21 protein-coding genes are annotated in these 24,570 nt (G+C 63.9%); 12 read left to right on the top strand and 9 right to left on the bottom strand.

What is annotated here, in order from left to right; genetic code table 11:
- Positions 1 to 57: 57 nt before the first annotated feature.
- Complete coding sequence (locus AC50X5_RS05410) at positions 58 to 1,842, bottom strand: glycoside hydrolase family 15 protein (protein WP_494975049.1); 1,785 nt, start codon at positions 1,840 to 1,842, stop codon at positions 58 to 60.
- Positions 1,843 to 1,859: 17 nt separating this feature from the next.
- Between AC50X5_RS05410 and AC50X5_RS05415 the strand changes: the two genes are divergently transcribed.
- Genes AC50X5_RS05415 through AC50X5_RS05425 form a run of 3 tightly spaced genes read left to right on the top strand, consistent with a single transcriptional unit; the run spans position 1,860 to position 4,692 of the window.
- Positions 1,860 to 2,777, top strand: a complete 918-nt coding sequence (locus AC50X5_RS05415; RefSeq protein ID WP_494975050.1) for a GAF and ANTAR domain-containing protein — start codon at positions 1,860 to 1,862, stop codon at positions 2,775 to 2,777.
- Positions 2,778 to 2,801: 24 nt separating this feature from the next.
- Positions 2,802 to 3,533, top strand: coding sequence for a DUF72 domain-containing protein (locus tag AC50X5_RS05420; RefSeq protein ID WP_494975051.1), 732 nt, complete (start codon positions 2,802 to 2,804; stop codon positions 3,531 to 3,533).
- Between the two features lie 58 nt (positions 3,534 to 3,591).
- A complete protein-coding gene (locus AC50X5_RS05425; RefSeq protein ID WP_494975052.1) occupies positions 3,592 to 4,692 on the top strand; it encodes an App1 family protein phosphatidate phosphatase in 1,101 nt (366 codons plus the stop codon).
- A gap of 15 nt (positions 4,693 to 4,707) precedes the next feature.
- Here the strand turns inward: AC50X5_RS05425 and AC50X5_RS05430 are convergent, their stop codons facing one another.
- Together AC50X5_RS05430 and AC50X5_RS05435 are read right to left on the bottom strand one after the other, a co-directional pair.
- A complete protein-coding gene (locus AC50X5_RS05430) occupies positions 4,708 to 6,192 on the bottom strand; it encodes a GH1 family beta-glucosidase (RefSeq protein WP_494975053.1) in 1,485 nt (494 codons plus the stop codon).
- A 180-nt stretch (positions 6,193 to 6,372) separates the two neighbouring features.
- A complete protein-coding gene (locus AC50X5_RS05435; RefSeq protein WP_494975054.1) occupies positions 6,373 to 7,776 on the bottom strand; it encodes an aminotransferase-like domain-containing protein in 1,404 nt (467 codons plus the stop codon).
- On the opposite strand from AC50X5_RS05435, the gene AC50X5_RS05440 reads away from it, so the two are divergent.
- Positions 7,775 to 8,695: a DMT family transporter gene (locus AC50X5_RS05440; protein ID WP_494975055.1), complete on the top strand. Its 921-nt coding sequence runs from the start codon at positions 7,775 to 7,777 to the stop codon at positions 8,693 to 8,695. The two genes, AC50X5_RS05435 and AC50X5_RS05440, sit on opposite strands and share 2 nt — an antisense overlap.
- A gap of 10 nt (positions 8,696 to 8,705) precedes the next feature.
- On the opposite strand, the gene AC50X5_RS05445 is transcribed toward AC50X5_RS05440, so the two are convergent.
- Both AC50X5_RS05445 and AC50X5_RS05450 read right to left on the bottom strand, forming a co-directional pair.
- Positions 8,706 to 9,128 (bottom strand): J domain-containing protein, encoded by a 423-nt coding sequence (locus tag AC50X5_RS05445; protein WP_494975056.1) that lies wholly within the window; start codon positions 9,126 to 9,128, stop codon positions 8,706 to 8,708.
- A 119-nt stretch (positions 9,129 to 9,247) separates the two neighbouring features.
- The gene (locus AC50X5_RS05450; protein WP_494975057.1) at positions 9,248 to 9,676 is read right to left on the bottom strand and encodes an Hsp20/alpha crystallin family protein; all 429 of its coding nucleotides are present in this window, start codon (positions 9,674 to 9,676) and stop codon (positions 9,248 to 9,250) included.
- A 246-nt stretch (positions 9,677 to 9,922) separates the two neighbouring features.
- Between AC50X5_RS05450 and AC50X5_RS05455 the strand changes: the two genes are divergently transcribed.
- Positions 9,923 to 10,213: a MerR family transcriptional regulator gene (locus AC50X5_RS05455; protein WP_494975236.1), complete on the top strand. Its 291-nt coding sequence runs from the start codon at positions 9,923 to 9,925 to the stop codon at positions 10,211 to 10,213.
- A 24-nt stretch (positions 10,214 to 10,237) separates the two neighbouring features.
- Here the strand turns inward: AC50X5_RS05455 and AC50X5_RS05460 are convergent, their stop codons facing one another.
- Positions 10,238 to 11,038, bottom strand: coding sequence for a phosphatase PAP2 family protein (locus tag AC50X5_RS05460; protein ID WP_494975058.1), 801 nt, complete (start codon positions 11,036 to 11,038; stop codon positions 10,238 to 10,240).
- Between the two features lie 221 nt (positions 11,039 to 11,259).
- On the opposite strand from AC50X5_RS05460, the gene AC50X5_RS05465 reads away from it, so the two are divergent.
- The 3 genes from AC50X5_RS05465 (at position 11,260) to AC50X5_RS05475 (ending at position 13,775) form a co-directional block, all read left to right on the top strand.
- Positions 11,260 to 12,018 (top strand): GAF and ANTAR domain-containing protein, encoded by a 759-nt coding sequence (locus AC50X5_RS05465; RefSeq protein ID WP_494975059.1) that lies wholly within the window; start codon positions 11,260 to 11,262, stop codon positions 12,016 to 12,018.
- A 119-nt stretch (positions 12,019 to 12,137) separates the two neighbouring features.
- Entirely contained in the window at positions 12,138 to 12,836 is a 699-nt protein-coding gene (locus tag AC50X5_RS05470; protein ID WP_494975060.1) for a TetR/AcrR family transcriptional regulator, read from the top strand.
- A gap of 102 nt (positions 12,837 to 12,938) precedes the next feature.
- Complete coding sequence (locus tag AC50X5_RS05475) at positions 12,939 to 13,775, top strand: alpha/beta fold hydrolase (RefSeq protein WP_494975061.1); 837 nt, start codon at positions 12,939 to 12,941, stop codon at positions 13,773 to 13,775.
- An 86-nt stretch (positions 13,776 to 13,861) separates the two neighbouring features.
- Here the strand turns inward: AC50X5_RS05475 and AC50X5_RS05480 are convergent, their stop codons facing one another.
- The 3 genes from AC50X5_RS05480 to AC50X5_RS05490 form a co-directional block, all read right to left on the bottom strand.
- Positions 13,862 to 15,025: a fatty acid desaturase family protein gene (locus tag AC50X5_RS05480; RefSeq protein WP_494975062.1), complete on the bottom strand. Its 1,164-nt coding sequence runs from the start codon at positions 15,023 to 15,025 to the stop codon at positions 13,862 to 13,864.
- Positions 15,026 to 15,035: 10 nt separating this feature from the next.
- Entirely contained in the window at positions 15,036 to 16,127 is a 1,092-nt protein-coding gene (locus tag AC50X5_RS05485) for a ferredoxin reductase (protein WP_494975063.1), read from the bottom strand.
- 174 nt (positions 16,128 to 16,301) lie between these two features.
- Positions 16,302 to 17,333, bottom strand: coding sequence for an LLM class flavin-dependent oxidoreductase (locus AC50X5_RS05490; RefSeq protein ID WP_494975064.1), 1,032 nt, complete (start codon positions 17,331 to 17,333; stop codon positions 16,302 to 16,304).
- Between the two features lie 237 nt (positions 17,334 to 17,570).
- Here AC50X5_RS05490 and AC50X5_RS05495 point away from each other — a divergent pair, with 237 nt between their 5' ends.
- The 4 genes from AC50X5_RS05495 (at position 17,571) to AC50X5_RS05510 (ending at position 24,530) form a co-directional block, all read left to right on the top strand.
- A complete protein-coding gene (locus AC50X5_RS05495) occupies positions 17,571 to 21,122 on the top strand; it encodes a discoidin domain-containing protein (RefSeq protein ID WP_494975065.1) in 3,552 nt (1,183 codons plus the stop codon).
- 185 nt (positions 21,123 to 21,307) lie between these two features.
- Positions 21,308 to 22,030: an LppX_LprAFG lipoprotein gene (locus AC50X5_RS05500; RefSeq protein ID WP_494975066.1), complete on the top strand. Its 723-nt coding sequence runs from the start codon at positions 21,308 to 21,310 to the stop codon at positions 22,028 to 22,030.
- Entirely contained in the window at positions 21,991 to 23,571 is a 1,581-nt protein-coding gene (locus tag AC50X5_RS05505; RefSeq protein WP_494975067.1) for an MFS transporter, read from the top strand. The genes AC50X5_RS05500 and AC50X5_RS05505 overlap by 40 nt, the downstream gene beginning before the upstream one ends.
- A 188-nt stretch (positions 23,572 to 23,759) precedes the next feature.
- Positions 23,760 to 24,530, top strand: a complete 771-nt coding sequence (locus tag AC50X5_RS05510) for a hypothetical protein (protein ID WP_494975068.1) — start codon at positions 23,760 to 23,762, stop codon at positions 24,528 to 24,530.
- Positions 24,531 to 24,570 lie beyond the last annotated feature (40 nt).

A 24,570-nucleotide genomic window follows, 5' to 3' on the forward strand; every position in this document is an offset into this window, starting at 1 on the left:
GGGATCTCCCGGGTTAGCAAGTATACTTAGTAATCTGCTCCCGCTCAATTCGCCGCGTTACATCGGCTCGTCGCTGCGGGGCGCCGCCGCCTGATGCAGGGCCAGCGCGCTGTCCACCAGGGCGAAGTGGCTGAAAGCCTGCGGGGTGTTTCCCAACTGCCTCCCGGCGTTCACTGCCCACTCCTCACTCAGCAGTCCGACGTCGTTCTGCAGTTCAAGCAGGCGTTCGAAGAGTTCCGTGGCTTCGCGCTGGCGGCCCGCCCCCAGGAGTGCTTCCACCAGCCAGAAGGAGCAAGCGAGGAACACGCCTTCGGTGCCCGGCAGCCCGTCGTCGCTGACTTCCGGCCGGTAGCGGAGCACGAAGCCGTCCTCTGTGAGCTCCTTCTGAACAGCATCGATAGTTCCCAGCACCTTGGGATCATCCGGCGGCAGGAATCCGACGCGCGGAATCAGCAGCAGGCTCGCATCAAGCTCCGGACGTCCATAACGCTGCACGAAGGTGTTCCGGACGGGATCGAACCCGTTGGCCATGATGTCTGCCCGGATGGTCTCGCGGAGCTGCTCCCAGTGCTCAACAGGCCCATCCAGCCCCCACTCACGCACGCCGGCCACCATGCGGTCCGCGGCTACCCAGGCCATCACCTTCGAATGCGTGAAGTGCTGCCTGGGTCCGCGGATTTCCCACAGTCCGTTATCTGGCTGGTCCCAGATCTTTTCCAGGTGCCGCATCAGGGCCTTCTGCAGTGCCCAGGCCTCGTCGCTATGCTGGAGCAGGGCATGCCGGGTGAGTGCCAGGCAGTCGAGCACCTCACCCCACACGTCGATCTGCAGCTGGTCCGCAGCTCCGTTGCCGGTGCGGACCGGCCGGGAATCTTCATAGCCACGAAGCCACGGGATGTCAGTCTCCGGCAGCCTGCGTTCGCCGTGGATCCCATACATGATCTGCAGGTCCGCCGGATTACCGGCCACCGCGCGCAGCAGCCAGTCCCGCCACCGGGCGGCTTCCTCCGTGTAACCGGCGGCCAGCAGTGACTGCAGGGTCATGGTTCCGTCCCGCAGCCAGCAATAGCGGTAATCCCAGTTACGGACCCCGCCAATCTGTTCGGGAAGGGACGTGGTGACGGCTGCGACGATGCCTCCTGTAGGCGCGTACGTCAGGGCCTTCAGCGTGATCAGGGACCGCTCGACGGCGGCGCGGTAGGGCCCGCGGACTGTGGACTTGCCGATCCACTCCCGCCAAAAGTCAATGGTTTGCTCCAGTACCACTTCAGCGTCCACTGAGTGTGGCCGCGGCCGGTGGCTTGGCGCCCAGGTCAGGACAAATGGCACCCGCTGGCCGGCCTCAACCGCAAAGTCGCTCACCGTGTGCATGTTTTCGCCATGCAGCGGTGCACTGGTCACCAGGTAAACAGAATCGGGGCCTGCTATGGCGTTCAGGCCTGCCGGGTCACGCCGGACCCAGGGGATGATGTGTCCATAATCAAAGCGGAGCACCAACTCTCCCCGCATCCGCACGCTGCCGCTGAGCCCTTCGACGATGCGGACAATATTGGCTTCACCGTCGCGTGGAGGCATGAAGTCAAGAATGCGGACCGTGCCCTCGGCTGTTTCCCAGGTCGTCTCCAGGACGAGGGTGCCCTCCAGGTACCGCCTGCTGGTACACCTTCCGCCGCCGTCGGGTGCCAGAAGCCACCGGCCGGCTCTAGGTGTGTCCAGGAGCGCGTTGAAGCAGGCCGGCGAATCAAACCTGGGCAGGCACATCCAGTCAATGGAACCCTCGGTGCTGATCAGGGCCGCCGTATGAAGGTCCCCCACCATCGCATATTCCTCAATGAGCGCCATGATTCCAAGGGTGCCATATGCAGGCCAGGGTCGTGCTGGAAATTCGCGGAAGCGTGGAGTTCAAGGGGGTCCTGGCCAGGCTGTCGGGGTGTAGCCTGAAAGGACGGTATGCAGCTGCCGGCGGGCAATTGCCTTGCGCCTCCCAGCGGCGCACCAGGACCCGCGCGGACCGCGCGCAGCACCGGCCGGGAGACGCCACCATGACCAACCCCTCCACCCATAACTCCGTCATCGAAAAAGTCCAGGATTTGCTGCTGGACACTCAGGATGTGGAGGACTTCCTTACCCAACTCGTCCGGCATTCGGCCGAAGCCTTGTCAGGGCCGCGGGGAAAGGTTCTGGCCGGCATCACCTTGATGCGGCACCGGTCAGCGGCCACCGTCGCCTCCAGCAGTGAGGAGGCGCAGCGGCTCGACGAGGTGCAGTATCAGTTCGGTGACGGCCCGTGCCTCAAGTCCTGCCGCGAGAAGGTGCTGATTTACGTCCCGGAAGTGGAACAGGAGCAGACCTGGCCGGAATACAACCGCACCATCATGGGGTACGGTGTCCGTTCCGTGCTGGCCGTGCCGTTCGAACTCTCCGGCAACGAGGCACTCGCGGGCCTGAACCTTTATTCCGACCAGCCCAAGGCTTTCGGTCAGCGGGAGGTGAAGGAGGTCATAGGATTTGTGCAGCAGGCCTCCACAGGGCTGAGCCTGGCCGTCCGGTTGGCCAACAGTACGGATACGGCCAATAACCTCCGTGCCGCCATGGAAGCCCGAACGGTGATCGATACCGCCGTCGGCGTGATTATCGGGCAGAACCGGTGCACCCAGGAGGAGGCAGTGCGCCTGCTCATGTCAGCTTCCAGCACACGGAACATGAAGCTGCGGGACGTTGCCGCGAAAGTGGTCCAGTCCGCAGGCGGAGGCGATCTGCAGACGCACTTTGACTAACCAGGACAGCAGGGAGCGGGCCACGTGGCGATAGAAATTGGCACTTCGGGATGGAGCTACGATCACTGGGAGAACGTGCTGTACCCGCCAGGCTTGCCGGCAGCAAAGCGCCTGGCACACTACGCCGCCCGATTCAGCACGGTCGAGTTAAATGCCAGCTTCTACCGCTGGCCCCGCGATACCGCCTTTGCAAGCTGGCGGGACCGTTTGCCTGACGGCTTTGCTATGTCGGTAAAGGCACCCCGAGGGCTCACCCACGGTCGGCGCCTCCTCTCGCCCGAGGTGTGGGTGGAACGGATCAGCCGGTGCTGGCACGAACTTGGCTCACGCCGGGCCGTGCTGCTGGCCCAGTTGCCGCCGGATATGGAACGTGACGACGCCCGGCTGGAATATTTCCTCGCCGCCTTGCCCCACTGGATCCGCGTCTCTGTGGAATTCCGGCATCCGTCCTGGGACCACGAAGACGTGTACCGGATCCTGGAACGGCACGGGGCTGCCTATTGCGTGATGAGCGGCGCGGGCCTGCCGTGCGTACTGAAGTCAACAGCTGACTTCTGTTACGTGCGGCTGCACGGGCCTGACCAGCACCATCTCTACGGCGGGTCCTACTCGGACAACGATCTGCGGTGGTGGGCGGACCGCATCGGCGAATGGGCGGCAGGCGGAAAGGATGTCTACGCGTATTTCAATAACGACGGCGGCGGGAACGCAGTACGGAATGCGGAGACGCTGCTGGGGCTGCTGGGGCTGCGGTGAGCCGTAACGTGCCGCCAGCGGACGCCCCGGACGCCCGGCCGTGTGGCAGAGTGGACGCATGGAAACTGCCCGGCAGGACTCACCCCCGCAGCAGCCTGCGGATGACAACGAGGCGAAACCAGTTGCCGCCGTCGCCACCCGCGCCTTACGGCTGGCACTCCACCTCTCCGACACCACCAACACGGTGCGGCGGAAACTGGCGCGTGGCTGGAACTTCAAGCCCAAGATGATCGCTTACTACGGCTACGGATCCACGGAGTGGGTCCGCGTCTTCGGCAGAGCCTTGCTGGCCGCATCCCCCAAACCCGGCAGCCGCGCGGACAATGCCGCGCGGAACGGTACCCAAAACGTTCGCGGCTGGAGCGCCTTCACCAGCGTTCCCATGCAGCACTCGGTGGTGGACATAGAGATCGGCGGTGTTCGAACGCAGGTCAAAGCGGACCGCGGCGGCCTGGTGGACGAAGTCATTAAGGTACAGCTGACACCCGGCTGGCACACGGTGACCTTCCGGGCTGACGGCACCGACGAAGCCACGGCCCAGGTCCGGGTCATTGGTCCTGAGACCCGTCTTGGCATTGTGTGCGACATTGACGACACCGTGATGGTCACCGCCTTGCCCCGTCCCTTCCTGGCCCTGTGGAACACGTTTGTGCTGAGCGAGCGCGCCCGGATGGCAACGCCGGGTATGGCGGTGATGCTGGACAGGATGACCGTACGGCACCCCGATGCCCCCGTCATCTACCTCTCCACGGGTCCTTGGAACGCTGCCCCCACGCTGGCCCGTTTCCTGGGACGGAACATGTACCCGGCAGGCGCGCTGCTGCTGACCGACTGGGGCCTGACGCCGGACCGCTGGTTCCGTAGCGGCCAGGAACACAAGCACCGCAACCTGGAACGCCTGGCCACGGAATTCCCCGGCATGAAGTGGTTGCTGATCGGTGATAACGGCCAGCACGACGAACAGATCTACTCCGAATTTTCCGCCAAGTTCCCGGACAAGGTAGCCGCCATAGCCATCCGCCAACTGTCCGTGGGCGAATCGGTTCTGGCCGGCGGGCACACCGAACACGGGGACCACAGCGGTGAGAAAGCGCCGTGGATCTACTCCCCTGACGGGGCAGGAATTGCCCGCCGGCTGGAGAACCTGGGGCTTATGTAGCAGGGTGCCGGCCGGTCACGTGGCTGCTGCAGCCACGGCCTGGCCGGCGCTCGAGGCCATATTGCGCTCCTCGATGAGTTCCTGGAACCAGTAGTACGAGGCCTTGGGGCGACGCTCCTGAGTGTCAAAGTCCACGTGCACCAGACCAAACCGCTGCTCGTAGCCACCGGACCATTCAAAGTTGTCTATCAGCGACCACACGTAATAGCCGATCAGGCGCAGCGCGTCTGCCTCGCCTCCAGGAGCTGTAGCCCGCAGCGCAGTCTCGAGGTGGTCGGACAGGTACTTGAGTCGTCGTTCGTCCGGAATGAAACTGTGGTTGGTGTTTTTGTCCCGCACTACAATGTCTTCGAAACTGGCGCCGCCCTCGGTAATGATCACCGGCGGCAGGTCCGGGTAGCGTTCCACCATCTCCTTTAGCGCCACGGTCAGGTACTCGGGTTTGACCGGCCAGCCGTAGGCCGTGATAGGGGTATCAGGCCACGGTTCAATATGGAACGGGGTGCCGGAGGCTGAATCGCTAAGGTCCTCGCCCAAGGCTTCCGCCATCCCTTGGGGTACAGCTCCGTCGCCCTGCCCCGCCGCGACGCGGGTGGGCATGTAGTAGTTCAAACCGTAAAAGTCCAAGGGCTGCGATATCAGCTCCATATCCTCCGGCGGGTGCTCAAACGAGGAGAAGAACTTGGCCGCCCGGATCACGTCCGGATATTTGCCGGTGAGAACCGGGTCGGCGAACAGCCGGTTTTGTGCCAGATCCACCAGCCCGGCCGCCAGCTTGTCCAGCGGATTGATGGAATGGGGGACTGTAGGCGAGTACACATTGGTCATGCCCACCTCGCCCTTGGCACCGGCCTGGCGCAGCGCTTGAAGCGCCAGGCCGTGACCCAGCAGCTGGTGGTGCACTGCCGGGAAGGCCTTCATCATGAGCTTCTCCCCCGGAGAGTGCAGGCCCAGGGCATAACCGTTGGTCACCACGGTGGCAGGCTCATTGATGGTGACCCATCGGTCAACGCGGTCACCGAAGGCCTCGGCCGCAATGGTAGCGAACTCCCCCAGCCGGTAGGCGGTATCCCGGTTCATCCAGCCGCCGACGTTGTCCAGCGGCAACGGGGTGTCCCAGTGGTACAGGGTGACCATAGGGGATATGCCATTGGCCAGCAGTTGGTCCAAGAGCCGGTCATAGAAGTCCAGGCCTGCCTGGTTTGCAGGACCTCGTCCATGTGGCTGGATCCGGGGCCAGGCAAGGGAAAAGCGGTAGGAGTCCACCCCCAGCTGTTTCAGGAGCTCGACGTCGGCCGGCATCCGGTTGTAGTGGTCGGCGGCCACCTGCGGGCTGTGATCGCCAACAATCGTGCCTTCCTTGGCAGCAAAGACGTCCCACCCTGCAGGACCACGGCCGCCCTCGTTCACCGCTCCCTCAATCTGGAACGCAGAGGTGGCCACTCCCAGAACAAACTCCGGCGGAATCAGGGCCGCAAGTTCCTTGGCACTGATGTGCATTGACGTTGTTCCTCACTTCCGGGGCAACCGGATACCCGTCCTCTTCGGACTGACCGGCGCTGCCTTTGATCCCAAAATCTTATACCTAAGCAGGCTTACGAGTTTTACTTGGCCTCAGTCGCCGGACTGCAGCGGCTGCTGTAACGAGCCGTTTGAGGCTCCACTGCGGCGGCCGACTGGTCAGAGCTTCATACATCGGCCGATGACGCGCGCGCCCTCTGCGAACCCCGCCGGGTTGGGGCCTGCAAAGTTGAGCCGCAGGTATGGGCCCGCAGATTCTGCAGGAAACCACTCAGTACCAGCGGCGATCATCACACCGGCCCGCTCGCAGTTCATGCCCAGTTGAACGGGATCGATTGCATCCGGGAGCCGCACCCAGAGATTGAGCCCGCCCTTCGGCACCTGCGTGATGTGGGCATCTGGCGCGAATTCCCGGAGGCTGGTAACCAAAACGTCCCGCCGTGACTGCAGCTGGTGGCGGAGGCTCCGGAGGTGGGTCTGCCACCCGGGTTGCGTGACGACGTCCAGTGCTGCCGTCTGCAAAAGGCCGCTGACATACATGGATTCGGCTGCACGGTCCGCCTGGAGGCGCTCCCGGGCGGGACCCCGCGCTATGACCGCCGCTACCCGGATGGCCGGCGACACGCTTTTAGTCAGGGATCGGAGGTAGACGACGTGCCCGGAATCATCCTGGCTGGCCAGCGGTACGGGGCTGGTGGTGATCCCGAAGTCATGGGCCCAGTCATCCTCTACGACGAAGGCACCATATTCCCGCACCACCGCCAGGATTTCCTGCCGGCGCTCTGCGGACCATTGCGCGCCTGTGGGGTTCGCGTAGTTAGGCTGCGCATAGAACAACCGCGAACCGCTCTCCTCGAAGGCCCGCGCCAGCTCGTCCGGCTCCGGGCCGTAGGGACCGCTGGGTATGGGAACAACCGGCACGCCTACCTGCGCAGCCGCCAGGATAGCGCCCCAGTATGTGGGCGACTCCATCAGCAGCGGCTGGCCGTTAACCAGCAGCGCCCGGAATATTGAGCTGAGGCCGCTCTGGCTTCCCGGCAGCACCACCACGTCCGCCGGCGTGGGCGGGGTGATGCCGGCGGGAGTTGCGGCGCCGAGTTCCCGAGCGAACCATGACTGTAGTTCCGGGAGCCCGGAGGCAGGCGGCCGGGACAGGGCCGCGCCTCCCCGCGCTGCCCGCGCGAGCGCGCCGCGCACCAGCCGTTCCGGCAGGAGTTCGCGGTCCGGATAGCCCGAATGGAAAGCAACTACGTCATTGGCTGCGTCCCGCATTGCGGTAGCCGCTGCCCGGGGCGCACCCTGGGGCGATCGGAGTGCTGCGGTCTGCCAGCCGTAATCGGATGGTCGTGCAGTCCGTGCTGTCCGGACGAAGGTCCCCACGCCCGGCCTGCTTTCGATCAGTCCGCGGACCGTCAGGGTGTGGAGTGCTTTCTGCACCGTAACCGGGCTGGCTTGGAATTCGGCAACGAGCGAACGGGTGGACGGCAGCCGCGCACCAGGAGCGGCGCCGGAAATCCAGGAAGTCAACCGGTCCACAATTCTGGAGGTGCTATCGTTGTTCATGAAAGCCTATAGTAGCGCTACTACCGAATTTCCACCTGCGATACCGTCTCGTTGGCCTGCCGGCCTGCTCTGGGGGTTGCTGGGAGTAGCGGCATTTTCCTTCACCGTCCCGTTCACACGGTTGGCCGTCGAGGGCATGTCGCCACTCTTCACCGGCGCGGGACGGGCAGTGGTAGCCGCACTCCTGGCCGCCGCTGCCCTGACGCTCACCCGGCAACGGCTGCCCCGGGGAGCGCAGTGGGGACGGCTTGCCGTTATCGCAGGAGGAATCGTCGTCGGATTCCCCCTGCTTACCTCTTATGCGCTCACCACCGCGCCCGCCAGTCACGGAGCAGTTGTCATTGCGCTGCTCCCCGCCGCCACCGCAACGGCGGCAGCGCTCCGGGGACGCGAGCGGCTTCGCGCTGCATTCTGGTGGGCGACGCTGGCCGGTGCCGTGGCAGCCATCGGCTTCGCAGTAGTTCACTCAGGTGGTGCAGGCCAGTTGCACTGGGCCGACCTGCTGCTGCTTGGCGCTGTGATAGCGGCGGCAGTCGGGTATGCAGAAGGGGGCCTGCTGGCCCGCGAGCTCGGGGCATGGCAGACCGTCTCCTGGAGCCTGGTCCTGGCGTCGCCGCTGATGGTTTTTCTGACGGCAGTGGCCGTGGTGCAGCAACCACCGACAGCGGGCGTTCAGCAATGGGCAGCGTTCGCCTACCTGGGCGTGGTCAGCATGTTCCTGGGATTCTTCGCCTGGTACCGCGGCCTTGCTATTGGGCCCATGGCGCAGGTTAGCCAGATCCAGCTGGTCCAACCCGTGCTGACAATCGGCTGGGCAGGCCTGCTGCTGGGCGAGGAGCTCACATGGACTACTCTGCTGGGCGGCCTGGCGGTGGTGTGCTGTGCCGGGCTTGCCGTGCGGGTCAGGCTGCGGCCCTAGCTATGCCTGGCTATGCCCACGGGCCACGTTCCCAGCGGACCGGCGTCACCCGGATGTCCGCCGGTCCCTTGCGTTCGTGCTGCTGCGCTGGGGTGCTCCGGCGCACCGGGACGTTCCGGGCTCCCTGTCCCCTCGCAGTCTGGCGGTGTTCGTGTTCCGGAGTGCCGGCGTCGGACTTTTTGTTGCCCCGCGCGGGTTCCACGCGTTCCCGCCTTGCGCTTCCTGTGCGCGAAGAATCGTAATGGGCGCGGCGCGCGGGATCCCTCAGGACCGCGAAAGCCTCCATGATGCGCAGCAATTCGGAGTTTTCGGCCGGGGCATGCCCGACGTCGGGATGGTGGATGCGCATCAGGGTGCGGTATGCACGGGAAATCTGCGCCGGCGTCGAGTCGGTGCCGACGCCAAGGATCGAGTAGTAGTCATGCTTCCGCATCGCTCACCTCCGCCGGACAGCGCACGACCTGGCAGGCCCGCAGGGTAAAACGGCCGGGTGGGCGGCAACGCCGTACCGCCCACCCGGCTTCTGCTGTACCCGGGCCGATCAGGAAGGGATTAGCTCCCGATCTCCTGCATCTGGTCCTTCTTCGTTTCGATCTCGATCTTTCGTGGCTTGGCCTTTTCAGCGACGGGGATCCGCAAAGTCAGGACGCCGTCGTTGTAGCTTGCCTTGACGTTTTCCGTATCCAAGGTCTCACCCAGGATCAGCTGGCGGCTGAAGACACCGCGCGGACGTTCGGCAGCAACCAGTTCGACGTTAGGCTGCGTGGGATCCCGGCGTTCGGCGCGGACAGTCAGGACGTTGCGCTCAACATTAAGGTCAACCGAATCCACATCAACGCCGGGCAGATCGAAGGCGACCACGAACTCGCCATCTTCCTGCCACGCATCCATCGGCATAGCCGCCGGCCGCGCCGTGGTTCCGAACACCTGCTGCGTCAGCCGGTCCAGCTCACGGAACGGGTCCGTACGCATTAGCATCATTACCCCACTCCTTCAGGTCCATGTGTTTTACTGTACCTACCGGCCACTGATCTGTGGTGGCCGGTATAGATTTTTTATAGCATTGAAGTGAATTGACCGCAAGCCCCCCGACGAAGGTTGCAGAGGGAAATGCCCACCGAAGCCCAGCCCCCGGAAGACACCCACTGGACCCGCTCCACTGACGGTGCAGAAGGTGCCCCTGCGGACGGTACTGCTGCTGCCCGGGCCCGCGCCGAAGCCGCTCAAGTGCAGGCCCGGTACGCCATTTCAGTAGTCTCGAGCCTTGTTGGCACAGGCCAGCAGAACATCAGGCTCTACGAGACGCGGGGCCTGCTGACTCCGCACCGGACCCCTGGCGGCACCCGCCAGTACAGCGACCGCGACGTTGCGGTCCTGCTGAGGATCAGCGAACTGCTCGAGGAAGGGCTGAACCTCGCGGGAGTGGCGAAGGTGCTTGAGTTGGAAGCCGTCAACGCGAAGCTGCGCATCGACCTGAAACGTGCCCGGAGCCGGCTACGGAAGCAGTCCGCAGAGTAAACCGGCATCGCGGAAGCTACCTCGCTAGTCCCCCGGCCGCTCTGTGGTCGAGAACTCACCGGTGATGGGTTCACCCGGAATGCGTGCCGTCCGCCAGGTGTCCACGGCAATGATTCCGGCCAGGATGACCAGGGCCAGCGACAGTGAGGCGAAAGCGTCAGTAAACCAGTGATACCCCAGGTACAGCCGGCTAAGTGCGGCAAAGACGATTCCCAACCCGGCCAAGGCAAAACAGCCCACGCCCACCCTGAGGTTCCGCGACCTTGAACCGATGAGGTAAGCGCCGATCAACAGGAAATCACAGGCCCCCAGTACATGCCCGGACGGAAACGAATAGGTGTGGTCCACTCCGAAGAGCATCAATTCCGTGGGTGGCCGGGCACGGTCCACGAGGTGCAGGATGATCTGCGAGATGACAACACCGGTGATCATTCCTGCCGCGAGCAGAATCGGGCGCCAGGCATGCCGGGCGGCAAACCCCCACACCACATTCACAACCAGCACGATAATCGGCAGCGCCACTGGTCCAAAAAGGACTGCAAGGAACTGCATCGTTCTGGTTGCCGCGTCTGAGCGCGTGTCCAGCAGCCAGTGACGAAGCGGCTGGTCGATCAGTGCCAATCCGTCGTCGAGCAGGACACTGGAAAGCACCAGCAGGAACATCAGGGTGCCCGCCACGGCAAGGATCACTGAGATGCGGTACAGGCTGTGGCGATCTGCCGGCTCCATGTAGCGCTCCTCAACCACAAACTTCTGGTTGAACCCCTGCCACCAATTGGGGGATGCTGTTGCCTGCTCTGCCACTGGAGAGTCCGTTCGTGCCATGGGAACAATGATCGTGCTGAAAAACTGTACCCCCTGACTGGCGGCTTATCCCCGAGCAGCGGATTATCCACCGACTCGAAACCGGGGGCTTTGTCATGCGATACTTTCCACACGGTTAAGCAGAGGCCGTAGGAAAGTTCGTCGATCCGCCTTTGCTTCCGCCGCACCTCCCGCATCACGGGATCCAAGCGAGGCTAACCGGCTCGTTTTGACCTGAGCGAATGGCACCAACCATCGTGGCCAGCGATTCAACTGCGCAATTTGAAGCAAAAATATCGGAGCACCTGCACCAGCTTGTCCTTGACAGCGAAGACGTGGAGGCGTTCCTCCGTGAACTGGCGGGCATATCTGCCAGGACACTGTCCAATTCGGGAGACGACGTTCTCTGCGGGGTGACTCTTTGGCGTCACCGTAAACCCGCAACCGTGGCAAGCAGCAACGAACAGGCTGAGGAGATCAGCCAGGTTCAATATCGATTCAGCGACAGCCCCTGCATGAAGGCTTCGCGTGAGCAGATCACCATCGGCCTGCCGGACCTGGAAGAAGACACAGACTGGCCGGTCTATGCCGAGATGATCATGGGCCTGGGCGTCCGTTCACTCTTGGCCGTACCGTTCAAGCTGGAGGGCGATACCCGCGCCGCACTGATCCTCTACTCCGGCCGCCCCAACCGCTTTGAGGGCAGGACCCGCACCATCGTCGAAGACTTTGTCCGTCAAACGACCATGGCTTTGGACCTGGCCGTCCGGCTGGCCCGCTACAGCGAAGCCGCAGCGGACCTACGGGCCACGTTGGAAACCCGGACGGTGATCGACATGGCAGTAGGCATCATCATGGGGCAGAACCGTTGCTCACAGGCCGAGGCTTTCGACATCCTCAAAACAGCATCCAGCACACGCAACATCAAGCTGCGCGAAGTTGCCCGGACCGTGGTGCTCAACCTGGGCCAGGGTCCGGTCAGAACGTACTACGACGCCTGACCGCCGGAAAGTGTTAACCCTCATGACATCTGGAAGACGGCAGTCTTCTCATTCAGATTCAGATACCGGTGGTTTCGTAAAGGAATCAACTGCTTTGGTACCCACCAGTGAGGAATCCCATGCCCGCAGCCCCAGCTGATGTCGCGACGAAACGGAACAACCTCCGTGATCCGGACGGGCTCCCGATGGCTGAGGAAAGCACCGGCAGGCACCCATCCAGAACTGCCAGTGCGCGGCGGCAACCCGGCCGTCCACGGGACACGGCTTTGGAATCAGCAGTCCTCGCCGCCACCGTGGAACTCCTGCTCGAGTTGGACACAAAGGATGTCACGATCTCTGCGATCACCGAGCGCTCCGGGGTGAGTCGCGCCGCGCTCTACCGCCGCTGGAGCAGCCGCGAGGAACTGCTGGCCGCCGCACTGGACAGCGTCCGCTCCGAGGTGGCCCTGCTTCCTGCCGGTAACCTCCTTGACTCCATCCTCTCCAGCTATGGCCAGAGCGTGGAACAGAGCCGGGGCCGGGTGGGCTCGCTGGTCAAGAAACGGGTGGCACTGGGCCTGGAAAACGACAGGATCCGTGCACTGTCCTGGGAACGCCACGTGTCCCGCCGCCGGGAGCCAATAGCCGCCCGGATCCGGGCGGCTATTGAGGCAGGCGAAGTCGACGCCGGCGTGAACATCGAAGCCATGATCGATCTCATCAACGGACTGTACTACTACCAGTTCGTGGTGCGGGGACCCCAGGATCCGGCGGCGGCCGCAGAACGCGTAGAGGACGCCATGCGGCTGGTTTGGGAGGGCGTCCGCCAGCGCCCCTGAGCGGGTTCTTTCGCGGCGCAGCCGTCCATAGACTAAGGGCGGCGGGGGCAATGGCCCCTGGCCGACTGATAGGCAACTGAGGCATTGGAAAGGACCGCCGCGATGGCTTTCATCACCGTAGGAACCGAGAACAGCACCGACGTCGAGCTGCACTACGAGGATCACGGGACCGGTCAGCCCGTGGTGCTGATCCACGGCTACCCGCTGGATGGCACGTCCTGGGAGAAGCAGACAGCCGCCCTCCTGGACGCTGGTTACCGGGTAATCACCTACGACCGTCGGGGTTTTGGCAACTCCAGCAAGCCCACCACCGGCTTTGACTACAACACCTTCGCAGCGGACCTGTCCACCCTCCTGGAAACACTGGATTTGCGTGACGCCGTGCTGGTGGGGTTCTCCATGGGTACCGGCGAGGTGGCCCGCTACCTCTCCACCTATGGTTCAGCCCGCGTATCCAAGGCCGCCTTCCTGGGCTCCTTGGAGCCGTACCTGCTGCAGGCCGAAGATAACCCTGATGGTGTCCCGCAGGAAGTGTTCACTGAGCTGTACGACGCCGTCACCACGGACAGGTACGCGTTCTTCACCGAGTTCTTCAAAAACTTCTACAACACAGATACTTTCCTGGGCACAGAGCGGTTGAGCCAGGAAGCCCTGACGGCCAGCTGGAATATCGCCACGAAGTCCGGAGCGGTGGCCTCCGTGGCTGCCCAGCCTTCCTGGCTGACAGACTTCCGCGCCGACATCGGGAAAATCGACGTTCCGGCACTGATCCTGCATGGCACGGCGGACAGGATCCTGCCCATCGACGTGACGGGGCGGCGCTTCACCAAGGCGCTGCCTTCGGCCGACTACGTCGAAATCGAGGGCGCCCCGCATGGCCTGCTGTGGACTCACGGGGAAGAGGTCAGCGAAGCAATCCTGGCATTCCTGGCCAAGTAGACCGCAAAAACTCCCGGGCGCGTCTGCCGGCAATCGGCTAAGGCGCCCGGGAGCCGGGTATTTCGTCTAAGGGCCTGCCGGGGAAGCTAGGCCCCCTTGCCGGGCAGCGCCAGCTTGAATACCTTGGCCCAGGACGAGCCAACCTGCTTCAGCAGCGGACCGGTGGTGTACTTCAGGCCATAGCGCTGGCAGATCTCGCGGACCCGGGGAGCAACTTCCGCGTACCGGCTGGAGGGCAGGTCCGGAAACAGGTGGTGTTCAATCTGGTGGGACAGGTTTCCGGTCATGAGGTGCATGAACTTGGAGCCGGAGATGTTGGCGGAACCAATCATTTGCCGGATGTACCAGTCACCGCGGGTCTCACCCTCCACCATTTCCTCAGTGAACGTGTCCGTGCCCTCGGGGAAGTGTCCGCAGAAAATGACCGCGTGGGCCCAGACGTTGCGGACGGCATTGGCGGTCAGGGTGCCAACCAGAGCCTGCTTGCCGGAGCCGGTGAGCATGGCCAGCGCTGGAGTGGCCGCGTAGTCCTTGGTGAACTGGGTGACCACCTTACGGCCCAGGGCCTTGAGGTCCTTAAGCATTGCTTCCTTGGACTTCAGGCCTTCCTGGTAGTCAGGAATTTCCAGGTCGTAGACGGCGATGCCCCACTCGAAGATGGGCGCCAGGATGGCGTTGTAGAGCGGGTTGCCCAGGTTGAAGGGCTTCCATTCCTGGTCCGGATCCATGCGCAGGAGGTTGTATCCAACGTCCTTGTCCTTGCCCAGGACGTTGGTCCAGCGGTGGTGGAGATCGTTGTGGGTGTGCTGCCAGGAGCGGGCCGGGGTGACGAAGTCCCACTCCCAGGTGGTGGAGTGGATGTCCGGGTCACGCATCCAGTCCCACTGGCCGTGCAGGATGTTGTGTCCCAGCTCCATGCTTGCCAGAATCTTGGACAGGCTCAGCATGGCGGTGCCGGCAACCCAGGCGCCCTTGTTCTTGCTGACCAGCAGGGCAGCCCTGCCGGAGAGCTCCAGGCCGCGCTGGATCTTGACCATGCGGCGGATGTACGCAGCGTCAGAGGCGCCCCGCTTGGACAGGATGTCGTCGCGGATGGCGTCGAGTTCACGGCCCAGTTCCGCAACTTGCTCGTCCGTGAGGTGGGCGGCTGCCGGAGGACGAACCAGCGGGCTGCCGGATTCGGCAAGAGCTCCGGGACGGGGCTTGGTGGTACCGGCGGCTGCCGGCCTGTTCGCTGTGGCTACTGACATTCGTTACTCCTCAGATTTCGAGGTTGACGGGTCCGGCGGCTGCCGAAACACACGTTTGGATTAATTGACCCGGTTCACCGGAGACCTCACCCGTGCGGAGGTCACGGACGCTGCCGGACAGCAGCGGGGTAAGGCAACTGTGGCAGATGCCCATCCGGCAACCGCTGGGCATGAGTACCCCGGCGTCTTCGCCGACGTCCAGGAGGGGGGTGGCGCCGTCGGCCTGGACCTCACGGTCCGAAGACTCAAAGGTGACCAGTCCGCCGTCGTGCCCTTCCCCGGCGGCCAGATTGGTACTGAAGCGTTCGATCTTCAGGGTACCGGCGCCTTTTGCTACGCCGGAGGCATCAGGTTCAGGAGCAGCCAGGGCCGCCTGGTTCCACAGCGCCTCGGCGTCGTCCAGGAAAGTTTCCGGGCCGCAGGCGTAGGCGGCACGATCACTCCAGTCCGGGCAGATTTCTTCGATTTCCTTTATGGAGCTGAAGTCCATGCGGCCCTGGCGGCGGGTAAACCACTGGGCCAGACGGAAGTTGGGGAACTGATCCGCAAGTTCGGCCAGCTCTTCGCGGAAGAGGCTCTCACCGGGTGTCCGGGCAGAATGGATGAGCACGACGTCGGCATCAGGACGCCGGGGAATCAGCGTGCGGATCATGGACATCACCGGCGTGATACCGCTGCCGGCGGTCAGCATCAGGAGCGGGCGCGGGTGCTCAGGGAGAACGAAGTCGCCCTGCGGGGGCGCCAGGAACAGCACATCGCCGGGCTTTGTATTGCGGACCAGGGTGCCGGAGACAGCGCCCATATCCGTCACGGTGATGGCCGGGTCCTTGCCGGCAGGCGTACTCAGCGAATAGGAACGCCAGTGCCGGACGCCGTCCAGCTCGACGCCTATTCGGGCCCACTGCCCGGCGAGGTGCGCATGCCAGCCGCGTCCGGGGCGGAAGAAGATGGTGACCGAATCGGCCGTCTCCTTGACGACACGCGTAACCACGCCCCGCAGTTGGCGGGACGAGAACACCGGATTGAACAGTGCCAGAAAATCTTCCGGCGTAAACGGTGTGGTCAACACGGAAGCGGCGTTCGCCAGCCGTCGGAGCCTCATGCAGTTAAGCCTAAATGGGCTTGGGTCATTTGTCCTGCTTTCGTCATATGGCCCCGGGGCGGACCATTTATGACCTAGTAATTTTCCCCCAAGCCGTTAGTACCCCCAACGGACAGTGTGACGTGTTGGTTCCCCCGAAGCCAATCCTGTGGCCGGCTACAGGCTCCGCGTCCTCTACATTGCGGGCGCCCTCCAGCCGATGGCCGGCGCAATGTGCCTTGTGATGTTGCCCAGCAGCTTGGCATTGAAGTCCAGGCCCAGCTGGTTCGGGACCGTCAACATCACGAGGTCGGCGGCCCTGACCGCTGCATCCTGGCTGAGTTGTTGGGCCAGGAGCTCCGGGGAGCCGACGTAGCTTTTTCCGAACCTGGCAATGGACCCGTCGATGGTGCCTACCTGGTCCCTGCCGTCCCGGAGCTCTGAGCCGCCAAAGTACCGGCGGTCTTCCTCGTCCACAATGGGCAGTACGCTGCGGCTTACTGACACCTGAGGGGTGTGGTCATGGCCGGCGGCAGCCCAGGCGGCCCGGAACACGTCAATCTGTTCGGCCTGCAGTTCATCAAACGGCACGCCCGTATCCTCCGTCAACAGGGTTGAGCTCATGAGATTCAGGCCCTGCTCTGCGGCCCAGATTGCCGTTTTCCTGGTGCCGGCGCCCCACCAGATCCGCTCAGACAGTCCGGGCGACTGCGGCTGCACGGGCAACAGGCCGGACGTGCCCGCATACCTGGGATCCGCCGGTGCCACCCCTGCCCCACTGATGGCCGTCCTGAACAGCGCAGTATGATCGCGCGCCATGTCCGCGTCGCTTTGCCCGGGCGCAGGCCGGTAACCAAAGGCCTCGGCGCCCTTAAGCGCGGGCTCAGGTGATCCCCGGCTGACGCCGAGCTGCAGCCTGCCGCCGCTGATCAGGTCCACGGCCGCCGCCTCCTCGGCCAAATAAAGGGGGTTCTCGTAACGCATGTCGACGACGCCGGTACCCATCTCGATCCTGCTGGTCCGAGCTGCGATGGCTGCCAGCAGCGGGAAGGGTGAGGCCTGCTGGCGGGCGAAGTGGTGCACCCGGAAGAAGGCCCCGTTGATGCCCAGTTCTTCGGCTGCGACTGCCAACTCGATCGCCTGGGTGAGTGCCTCACCTGCCGTGCGGGTCCGTGAGCCCTGGCCCGGACCCCAGTGGCCGAAGGAGAGAAATCCAATACGTGTCATGCCCGGGGAACGCGCAGGGGCCGTCCAACATTCCTTCGCTGGAGGCCGGCAGCCTTCCCTTCGCGACCTTTCAAAGGGCGAGCATGAATGGCTGTGAGCGACTTTGGTCGTTCCTGTTCGATTGCCTTGTTCCGGAGCCGGTTCGACCTTAGTCTCGCAGTGCCCGGGCTGACCGCTATGAGCATCTTCACCCAGGTCCGGGCTCGTCACCACACTCAAAGACCAAGAGGTATAACAATGACGTTTTCCCATCGAGGATTCCGGCGGCCAGTCGCCGTCCTGGCCGCGGCGGTGACAGCTGCAGCTGGTCTGGCGCTCCTGCCGCAACCGGCCCCGGCGCACGCTGCAGATGCAGCCACCGCCGTAACCATCACCCCCAATCCGGCCAGCCGCAGCGAGGCCTTCCAAGGCTGGGGTACCAGCCTCGTCTGGTTCGCCAATGCCACAGCAGGCTACGCTCCGGAGCTGCGCGAAGAGCTTTATCAGAAAGTCTTTGGCGAAAACGGACTCAACCTCAATATCGCCCGCTACAACGTAGGTGGCGGCCATGCCTCGGACGTGCCGGACTACCTTCATGACGGCAGCGCGGTGGAAGGCTGGTGGAACCCGGTCACCGAACCGGAGGCGGGCAAGGCAGCCTCAAACCTGTACAACCCGGACGGCTCTGTGGACAAAACCCAGGCCAACAAGCTCGCCTTCCTGGATCAGTGGAACCCGGATGATCCTTCCTCGTACAACCCGGACGCTGACCAGAACCAGCGCTGGTGGGTGGAGCGGCTCGCCGCAGACGACCAGATCTCCCACTGGGAGGCCTTCAGCAACTCCCCGCCGTGGTTCATGACCAGGAGCGGCTACGTATCAGGCCAGGTCAACACCGCCAAGGGCGAGAACCTGCTGCCCCAGGCGGAGGGGAAGTTTGCCGCCTACATGAAGAACGCCGTCGAACTCCTGGAAAAAGGCAGCGGAATCACGGTGGACACCATTGATCCGTTCAATGAACCGAACTCAGGTTACTGGGGTACCGACATCGACCCGGCCACGGGCAAGCCGCCCACCACCTACACACAAAAGCAGGAGGGCGCGCTCATCTACCCGGCCGCCCAGGACCGCATCATCAAGCACCTCGCGGCTGAACTGGCCAAGGACGGCACCACCACGGACGCTGTCATCTCCGCCATGGATGAGACTGATCCCAGCAGGTTCATGACCAACTGGAACGGCTATAGCCAGCAGGCCAAGAACGCCGTCGCCCAGCTCAACGTCCACACCTACGGCACCAACGACCGCCGCCGGGTCCGCGACCTGGCCACCTCCACGGACAAGCCCCTGTGGATGAGTGAAGTGGGTGGTTTCTGGAACGGCAATCCGGCCCTGGGCGATTCCACCAGCGGTTGGGACCGTTCCAACATCACCAACGGCCTGGGCATTGCCGGCCGCATGGTGAACGACCTTCGCGAGCTCGAGCCGGACGCCTGGGTCTTCTGGCAGCCTGTCGAGGATACTTACAAGCAGGAGAAAGCCAACAAGGGCTGGGGCTCCATCTACATTGACTTTGACTGCAACTACGAGGGCCGCGAAGGCTTCTCCAACCGCCGCCTCAACGATGGCGCCACCGGCGAGGCAGCCAAGTGCAAAGTCCTGACCAACCAGAAGTACAACACCACACGGAACTTCACGCATTACATCCGTCCCGGTGACTTCCTGATCCAGAACGACAACGCCAAGACGGCCAGCGCGCTGGACGCCGACGGCAACGGCGCCACACTGGTGCACTTCAATGACACCCCGACGGCGGAAAAGGTCACCGTCGATCTCAGCCGCTTCGCCATGATCGGTCCCGGTGCCACGGTCACCCCGGTGGTCACCACGAAGTCGCCGCTGGACGACATCGAACGCAACGCTCTTGTTAAGGGCTCCCCCGTCGCCGTCGATACCGCCACTAAATCTGCAACGCTGGATGTTCCTGCCGCCTCAGTGGTGACATTCCTGGTAGACGGCGTCAGCGGGGTCGCGGAGGACGCCGCGCCTGTGCAGGACGGTCACACCTATCACCTCACCGGCGATGCCAGCGGGAAGTACCTCACGGCCCGCCCCGACGGAACCGTCTCTATCCAGGACCCGGGAACCTCGGCGGCTGAGGTCAACACCCAACTGTGGACCTTCACCGCGGTGCCGGGCAAGGATCAGTACGCCAATGACCGCCGCTGGGTGGTCACCAACAAAGACGGACGGGTGCTTAAGGGTAACGGCGGCGTGTTGAATGCCAGCCACGCCGGTGCCGCGTCATTGGGCACCCTCAGTACTGAACAGGCGCTGTCGGATCCTTCGGCGCAGTGGGTTCCCATGACGGAAAACGGCAAACAGTGGTCGCTGGTGAATGCCGCGGCTGCCATCGCCCTCCAGGTCTCCGGTAACCAGACAGCGGCCGGCGCACCTGTTTCGCTCGGCTCTTCAACGGGCACCACGGCTACCGCCACCGGCAGCCTCCACCAGTCCTGGGGACTCACGGATCTCGAGGACCTGTTGCTGCAGGGCGTCAAAGCGGTGGAACTGGGCACGCCGCTTGGCGTAGCCCCGGTACTGCCGCCCACAGTCACTCCCCTGTATGCCAACGGAGAAGGCCGCCCGGTAGCGGTCCAGTGGGACAGTGTCGATCCGGCAGTGTGGAATAAGCGCGGCACCGTGACCATCAGCGGCTCCGGGACCGACGTTTACGGACAGTCCTTTACCGATGCCAAGGTCACCGTGACCGTTGGAACGTACACGGGCACCGATCCTGTTTCGGTCACAGTGGGAGAGGGTGCCACCGTTGCCGACGTGCAGGCAGCAGCTCCCACCACTGTCCCCGGACAGGTGGGCACCGCCACTGTACGCAACAACCTCGCCGTGACATGGGACTGGAGCAGCCTGGACGCCTCCGTACTGCAGGCTCCCGGAACCGCCACCGTTTCCGGAAAGGCAAGCACCGGCGTCGACGGCGGCACACCGTTGGACGCGCTGCTGACCGTCCTGGTGGTGAACCGGATCCCCAGCAGCAACATCTGCCGGGACGATGCGGCTACGGCAGTCACGGCAACCTATACGGAGGGTGCGTTTGTTGCAAAGAACACCTGCGACGGCAACGTATCCACCCGTTGGTCCAACTGGGTCAGTGGAGGCCGCAGCGGCGACAGCCTCACGTACGCGTTCGGGCGGGACTACACCGTGGACTCGGTCACCGTAACGTTGGCCGAGAAAGCACCTGCGAGCCTCAAGGTCCAGTATCAGGATCCAGCCGGAACCTGGCAGGATACCTCCGCCGGTACAGTCGCCGGCCCTACCCTCACTGCGCCGGTAAAGGTGTCCTTCAATGCCGTGCAAACACATGGCATCCGGGTGGTACTGGCCACTCCGGGCTCTTACACCAAGGTGGCCGAGGTCGCCATCGCGGGCACCCGGCTGGGGGAGGCGGGCCTCGCCGATCTGGGCCGTTTGCTGGTGGATCAGAGGTCCGTCACCGGCTTTGCGCCCGGCACCGGCGACTACACCGTACTGACGTCGTCGGCAGTCAGGCCTACCGTGGCGGCCTACCCCTTGGATACGAGCGCCTTGGTGTCCGTGGTGCAGGCAACTGCCGAGAACCCGGCAGCAACGGTCACCGTGACTGCGCCGAACGGCAGCGTTCGCGAATACACAGTGAACTTCACGACAGGAAAAGCCGCCTGCCTCAACAATGGCTGGGCCACGAACGTTGATCCGGGGTTCAAGAACGAAGGAAAATGCGTGAGCTACTTCGCCTCGTCTAAGTAGCACGGCCTACAAGTAGCACCGCGAACAGGTAGCGCCGGCAAACCGAAAGGCCCTGCAGGGATTGAACTGCTCCCCGGACGTTGGACTGAGAACTTCAGTTCCGACTTCCGGGGAGCAGTTTCATGCAAGCAAGTACTGTCAGGGCAAGCCTTCAGCAATGTGAGGCAGTCATGTAGAGTTCGGCCATGTATAGTGCATCCAAGCAAAGCCGCTTTGTGGCGATCTTCGCGCCTCTGATTGCCGTCGTCGCCCTGGTTGCAGGGTGCACATCCCCCTCCCCCTCCCCTGCCCCATCGCCGGAGGATACTCCCGACCCCGCTGCTTTGGTGCAGGAGTCGAGTGAGGCCACCAAAGAGCAGACCAGTGCGCATCTCAAGCTCATGGTTGAGGGCGAGATCGAAGGGCTGCCTGTCGAGTTCATCGAGGGCGATCTCACCCGGAATCCCGCAGTCGCCGCCAAGGGCACACTCGACATGACATACCTTGGCCAGCAGCTCAAAGGGGTTGAGTTTGTCGTCTTCGACGGCGACCTCTGGGCCGCCATCACGTCAGGGGGCAGCCTGTCCAACTTCGGGCCGGCTTCCCAGGTCTACGACCCCGCGACGATCCTGGACCCAGATGCGGGGCTGGCCAACGTGCTCGCCAACTTCTCCGATGCCACGATCGACGGCAACGAGGCCGTCGAAGGCGCAAATTCTGTACGCATCACGGGCAACGTCACCGCGGACGCGGTCAACAAGATTGCACCCCAGATCGGGGCGGCTGACCCCATACCCGGCACCGTCTGGATCTCCGAAGAAAGAAGCGAACTAACGCAGGTCCAGCTGGAACCCAGTTCCGGTAACACCGTCACGATGACCCTGTCCAAGTGGGGCGTGCCGGTCACCGTCGACAACCCGGCAAGTTGATCCAGGGCCCGCCCCTCGCCGCCGGGCGGGCGCCGACCAACCGTCGCGTCGCGATCAGCGCTGCCAGCCTTGCGGTGACGCTGGGCGCGCTGGACACGTACGTCGTCGTCACGATCATGACCGACATCATGCGCGACGTCGGCATTGGAGTGAATCAGCTTCAGCGGGTTACGCCGATCATCACCGGCTACCTGTTGGGCTATATCGCAGCTATGCCACTGCTGGGCAGGGCGTCGGACCGGTTCGGGCGCAAGCTGCTCATCCAGGCCAGCCTGGCCGGCTTCGCACTCGGATCGGTGGTCACGGCACTGTCCACCGATCTCACCGTGCTGGTCCTGGGCCGCGCTCTCCAGGGCGCCGCCAGCGGGGCCCTGCTGCCCGTGACACTGGCTTTGGCTGCCGAATTGTGGGTTGCACGTAAGCGTGCAGCTGTGCTCGGCGGCGTCGGTGCGGCCCAGGAGCTGGGCAGCGTGCTCGGTCCGATCTACGGCATCGCCCTGGTTGGGCTGTTCCAGCAATGGCAGGCCATTTTCTGGGTCAACGTGCCGCTTGCGGCGATCGCGATGGTGATGATCCACTTCAGCGTTCCCGGCCGGCAGAAAACTGATACTCCCCAGAAGGTGGACGTGCTCGGCGGTCTGCTGCTGGCCGTCGCCCTGGGTCTGACCGTGATTGGGCTCTACAACCCCAAGCCCGACGGCGAATCGGTGCTGCCAAGTTGGGGAATGCCAGTGCTGATCGCCGCAACGGTGGCGGCCGTCGCGTTCTTCGTATGGGAGAGGTTCGCCCGCACCCGCCTGCTGGAGCCGGTGGGAGTGCACCTTGGACCATTCCTGGCAGCGCTTGGCGCATCGATGGCTGCAGGCGCTGCGCTCATGGTGACGCTGGTCAACGTCGAACTGTTCGGTCAGGCTGTTCTGGGCCAGGACCAGAACCAGGCCGCCCTCCTGCTGCTGCGCTTCCTCGTCGCGCTGCCGGTTGGGGCGCTGCTCGGCGGCTGGCTGGCCACCCGGATCGGCGACCGGATCGTCGCTTGCACCGGCCTCCTCATCGCCGCTGTAGGTTATCTGCTGATTGCACAGTGGCGCGTCGACGTGCTGGCGGAACAGCATGATCTCGGACTGTTCTCCCTGCCAACACTGGACACCGACCTCGCAATCGCCGGATTGGGTCTCGGCCTGGTGATCGGCCCGCTGTCCTCGGCGACACTTCGGGTGGTTCCGGCCGCCCAGCACGGGATCGGGTCGGCAGCGGTCGTGGTCGCCCGCATGATCGGTATGCTGCTGGGCATCGCGGCGCTGAGCGCCTGGGGCCTTTACCGGTTCAACCAGCATCTGGCCAGCCTGCCCGCCGGGACGGGCGGCACACTTGAGGAACGGGTGGCAGCTGAGGCCGGCCGGGTCCGCGAAGCGTACGCCCTGCAGTACGGCGAAATCTTCTTAATCACCGCAATCGTATGTGTGGCGGGCGCGGCGCTTGGTCTGCTGATCAGCGCACGCGACGAGTACGCCGAGGAGCCAGCTGCGGAAGACTCTCAGTAGCGCAGGTGCCCGAAACCCCTCGCAAGCGCCCATCAGAAATAGGGAACCTTTCGGGTTACGCTTTAGCATTTGGCCCTACACTGTGATATAGGACACATCCTCAGTTTGCGGTGGGATGGTCTGCTTCAAGACTGGTGTCCCTTTCTTGGGGAGTCACCATCACACGCGCGTGTATGAGGAGATTTCAGATGAACAAGTCACTCCGCTTTATGTCAGTACCTACCCTGGCCCTGGGCGCACTTGCCCTTTCCGGATCGCCGGCCATGGCCGCTGACCAGTCCTACCAGGCCACTCTGGGCCAGCTCAACGGCAGTTCCGGTGCAGCCACCATCGAACTTCACGTCACGGGCGAGGAGGCTCATGTGGTGCTGAACGTTTCGGGTATGCCCGCAACGTTTATGGACATGCCCTACCCGCACGTCCAGCACATCCACGGCGGGGCGCAGGGTACCTGCCCGGACCCTTCGGCTGACAAGGATGGTGACCAGGTTATCTCCACCACCGAGGGCGCACCCAACTACGGCGGCATCCTCACCACCCTCTCCGTCAGCGGCGACACCAGCCCCGCTGCCGGCTTGGACATCAAGGCCGCCGGCCAGGGTGCCGCTTACACGATTGACCGGACGTTCCCACTGAATGCTGAGACCAAGGCAGCCCTCGACGCCGGGACCGCCGTCGTCGTTGTCCATGGCCTCGACCCGGCCACCCTCAGCCCGGCCGGCGCGGCAGCCAAGTCCGACCTCATTCCCGAACTGCCTTTGGCAGCAACGTCGCCGGCATTGTGCGGGACGCTGACCGCCGGACAGATGAAGATGCCCGTCGGCGGCGCTGAAACCGGCATAGCCCAGGAAACCGGCACCGACACCGGAGCACTCGCTATCGGCGGGGGGCTGACCCTCATCGCTTTGGCAACCGGCGCCTACGTTCTCCGTCGTCGCAACGCAGAATCAGCCGGCTGAACACCGCTGACCGGTTCGACACTGTGACAAGCACGAAGCC

Source organism: Pseudarthrobacter sp. MDT1-40-2, assembly GCF_059383595.1.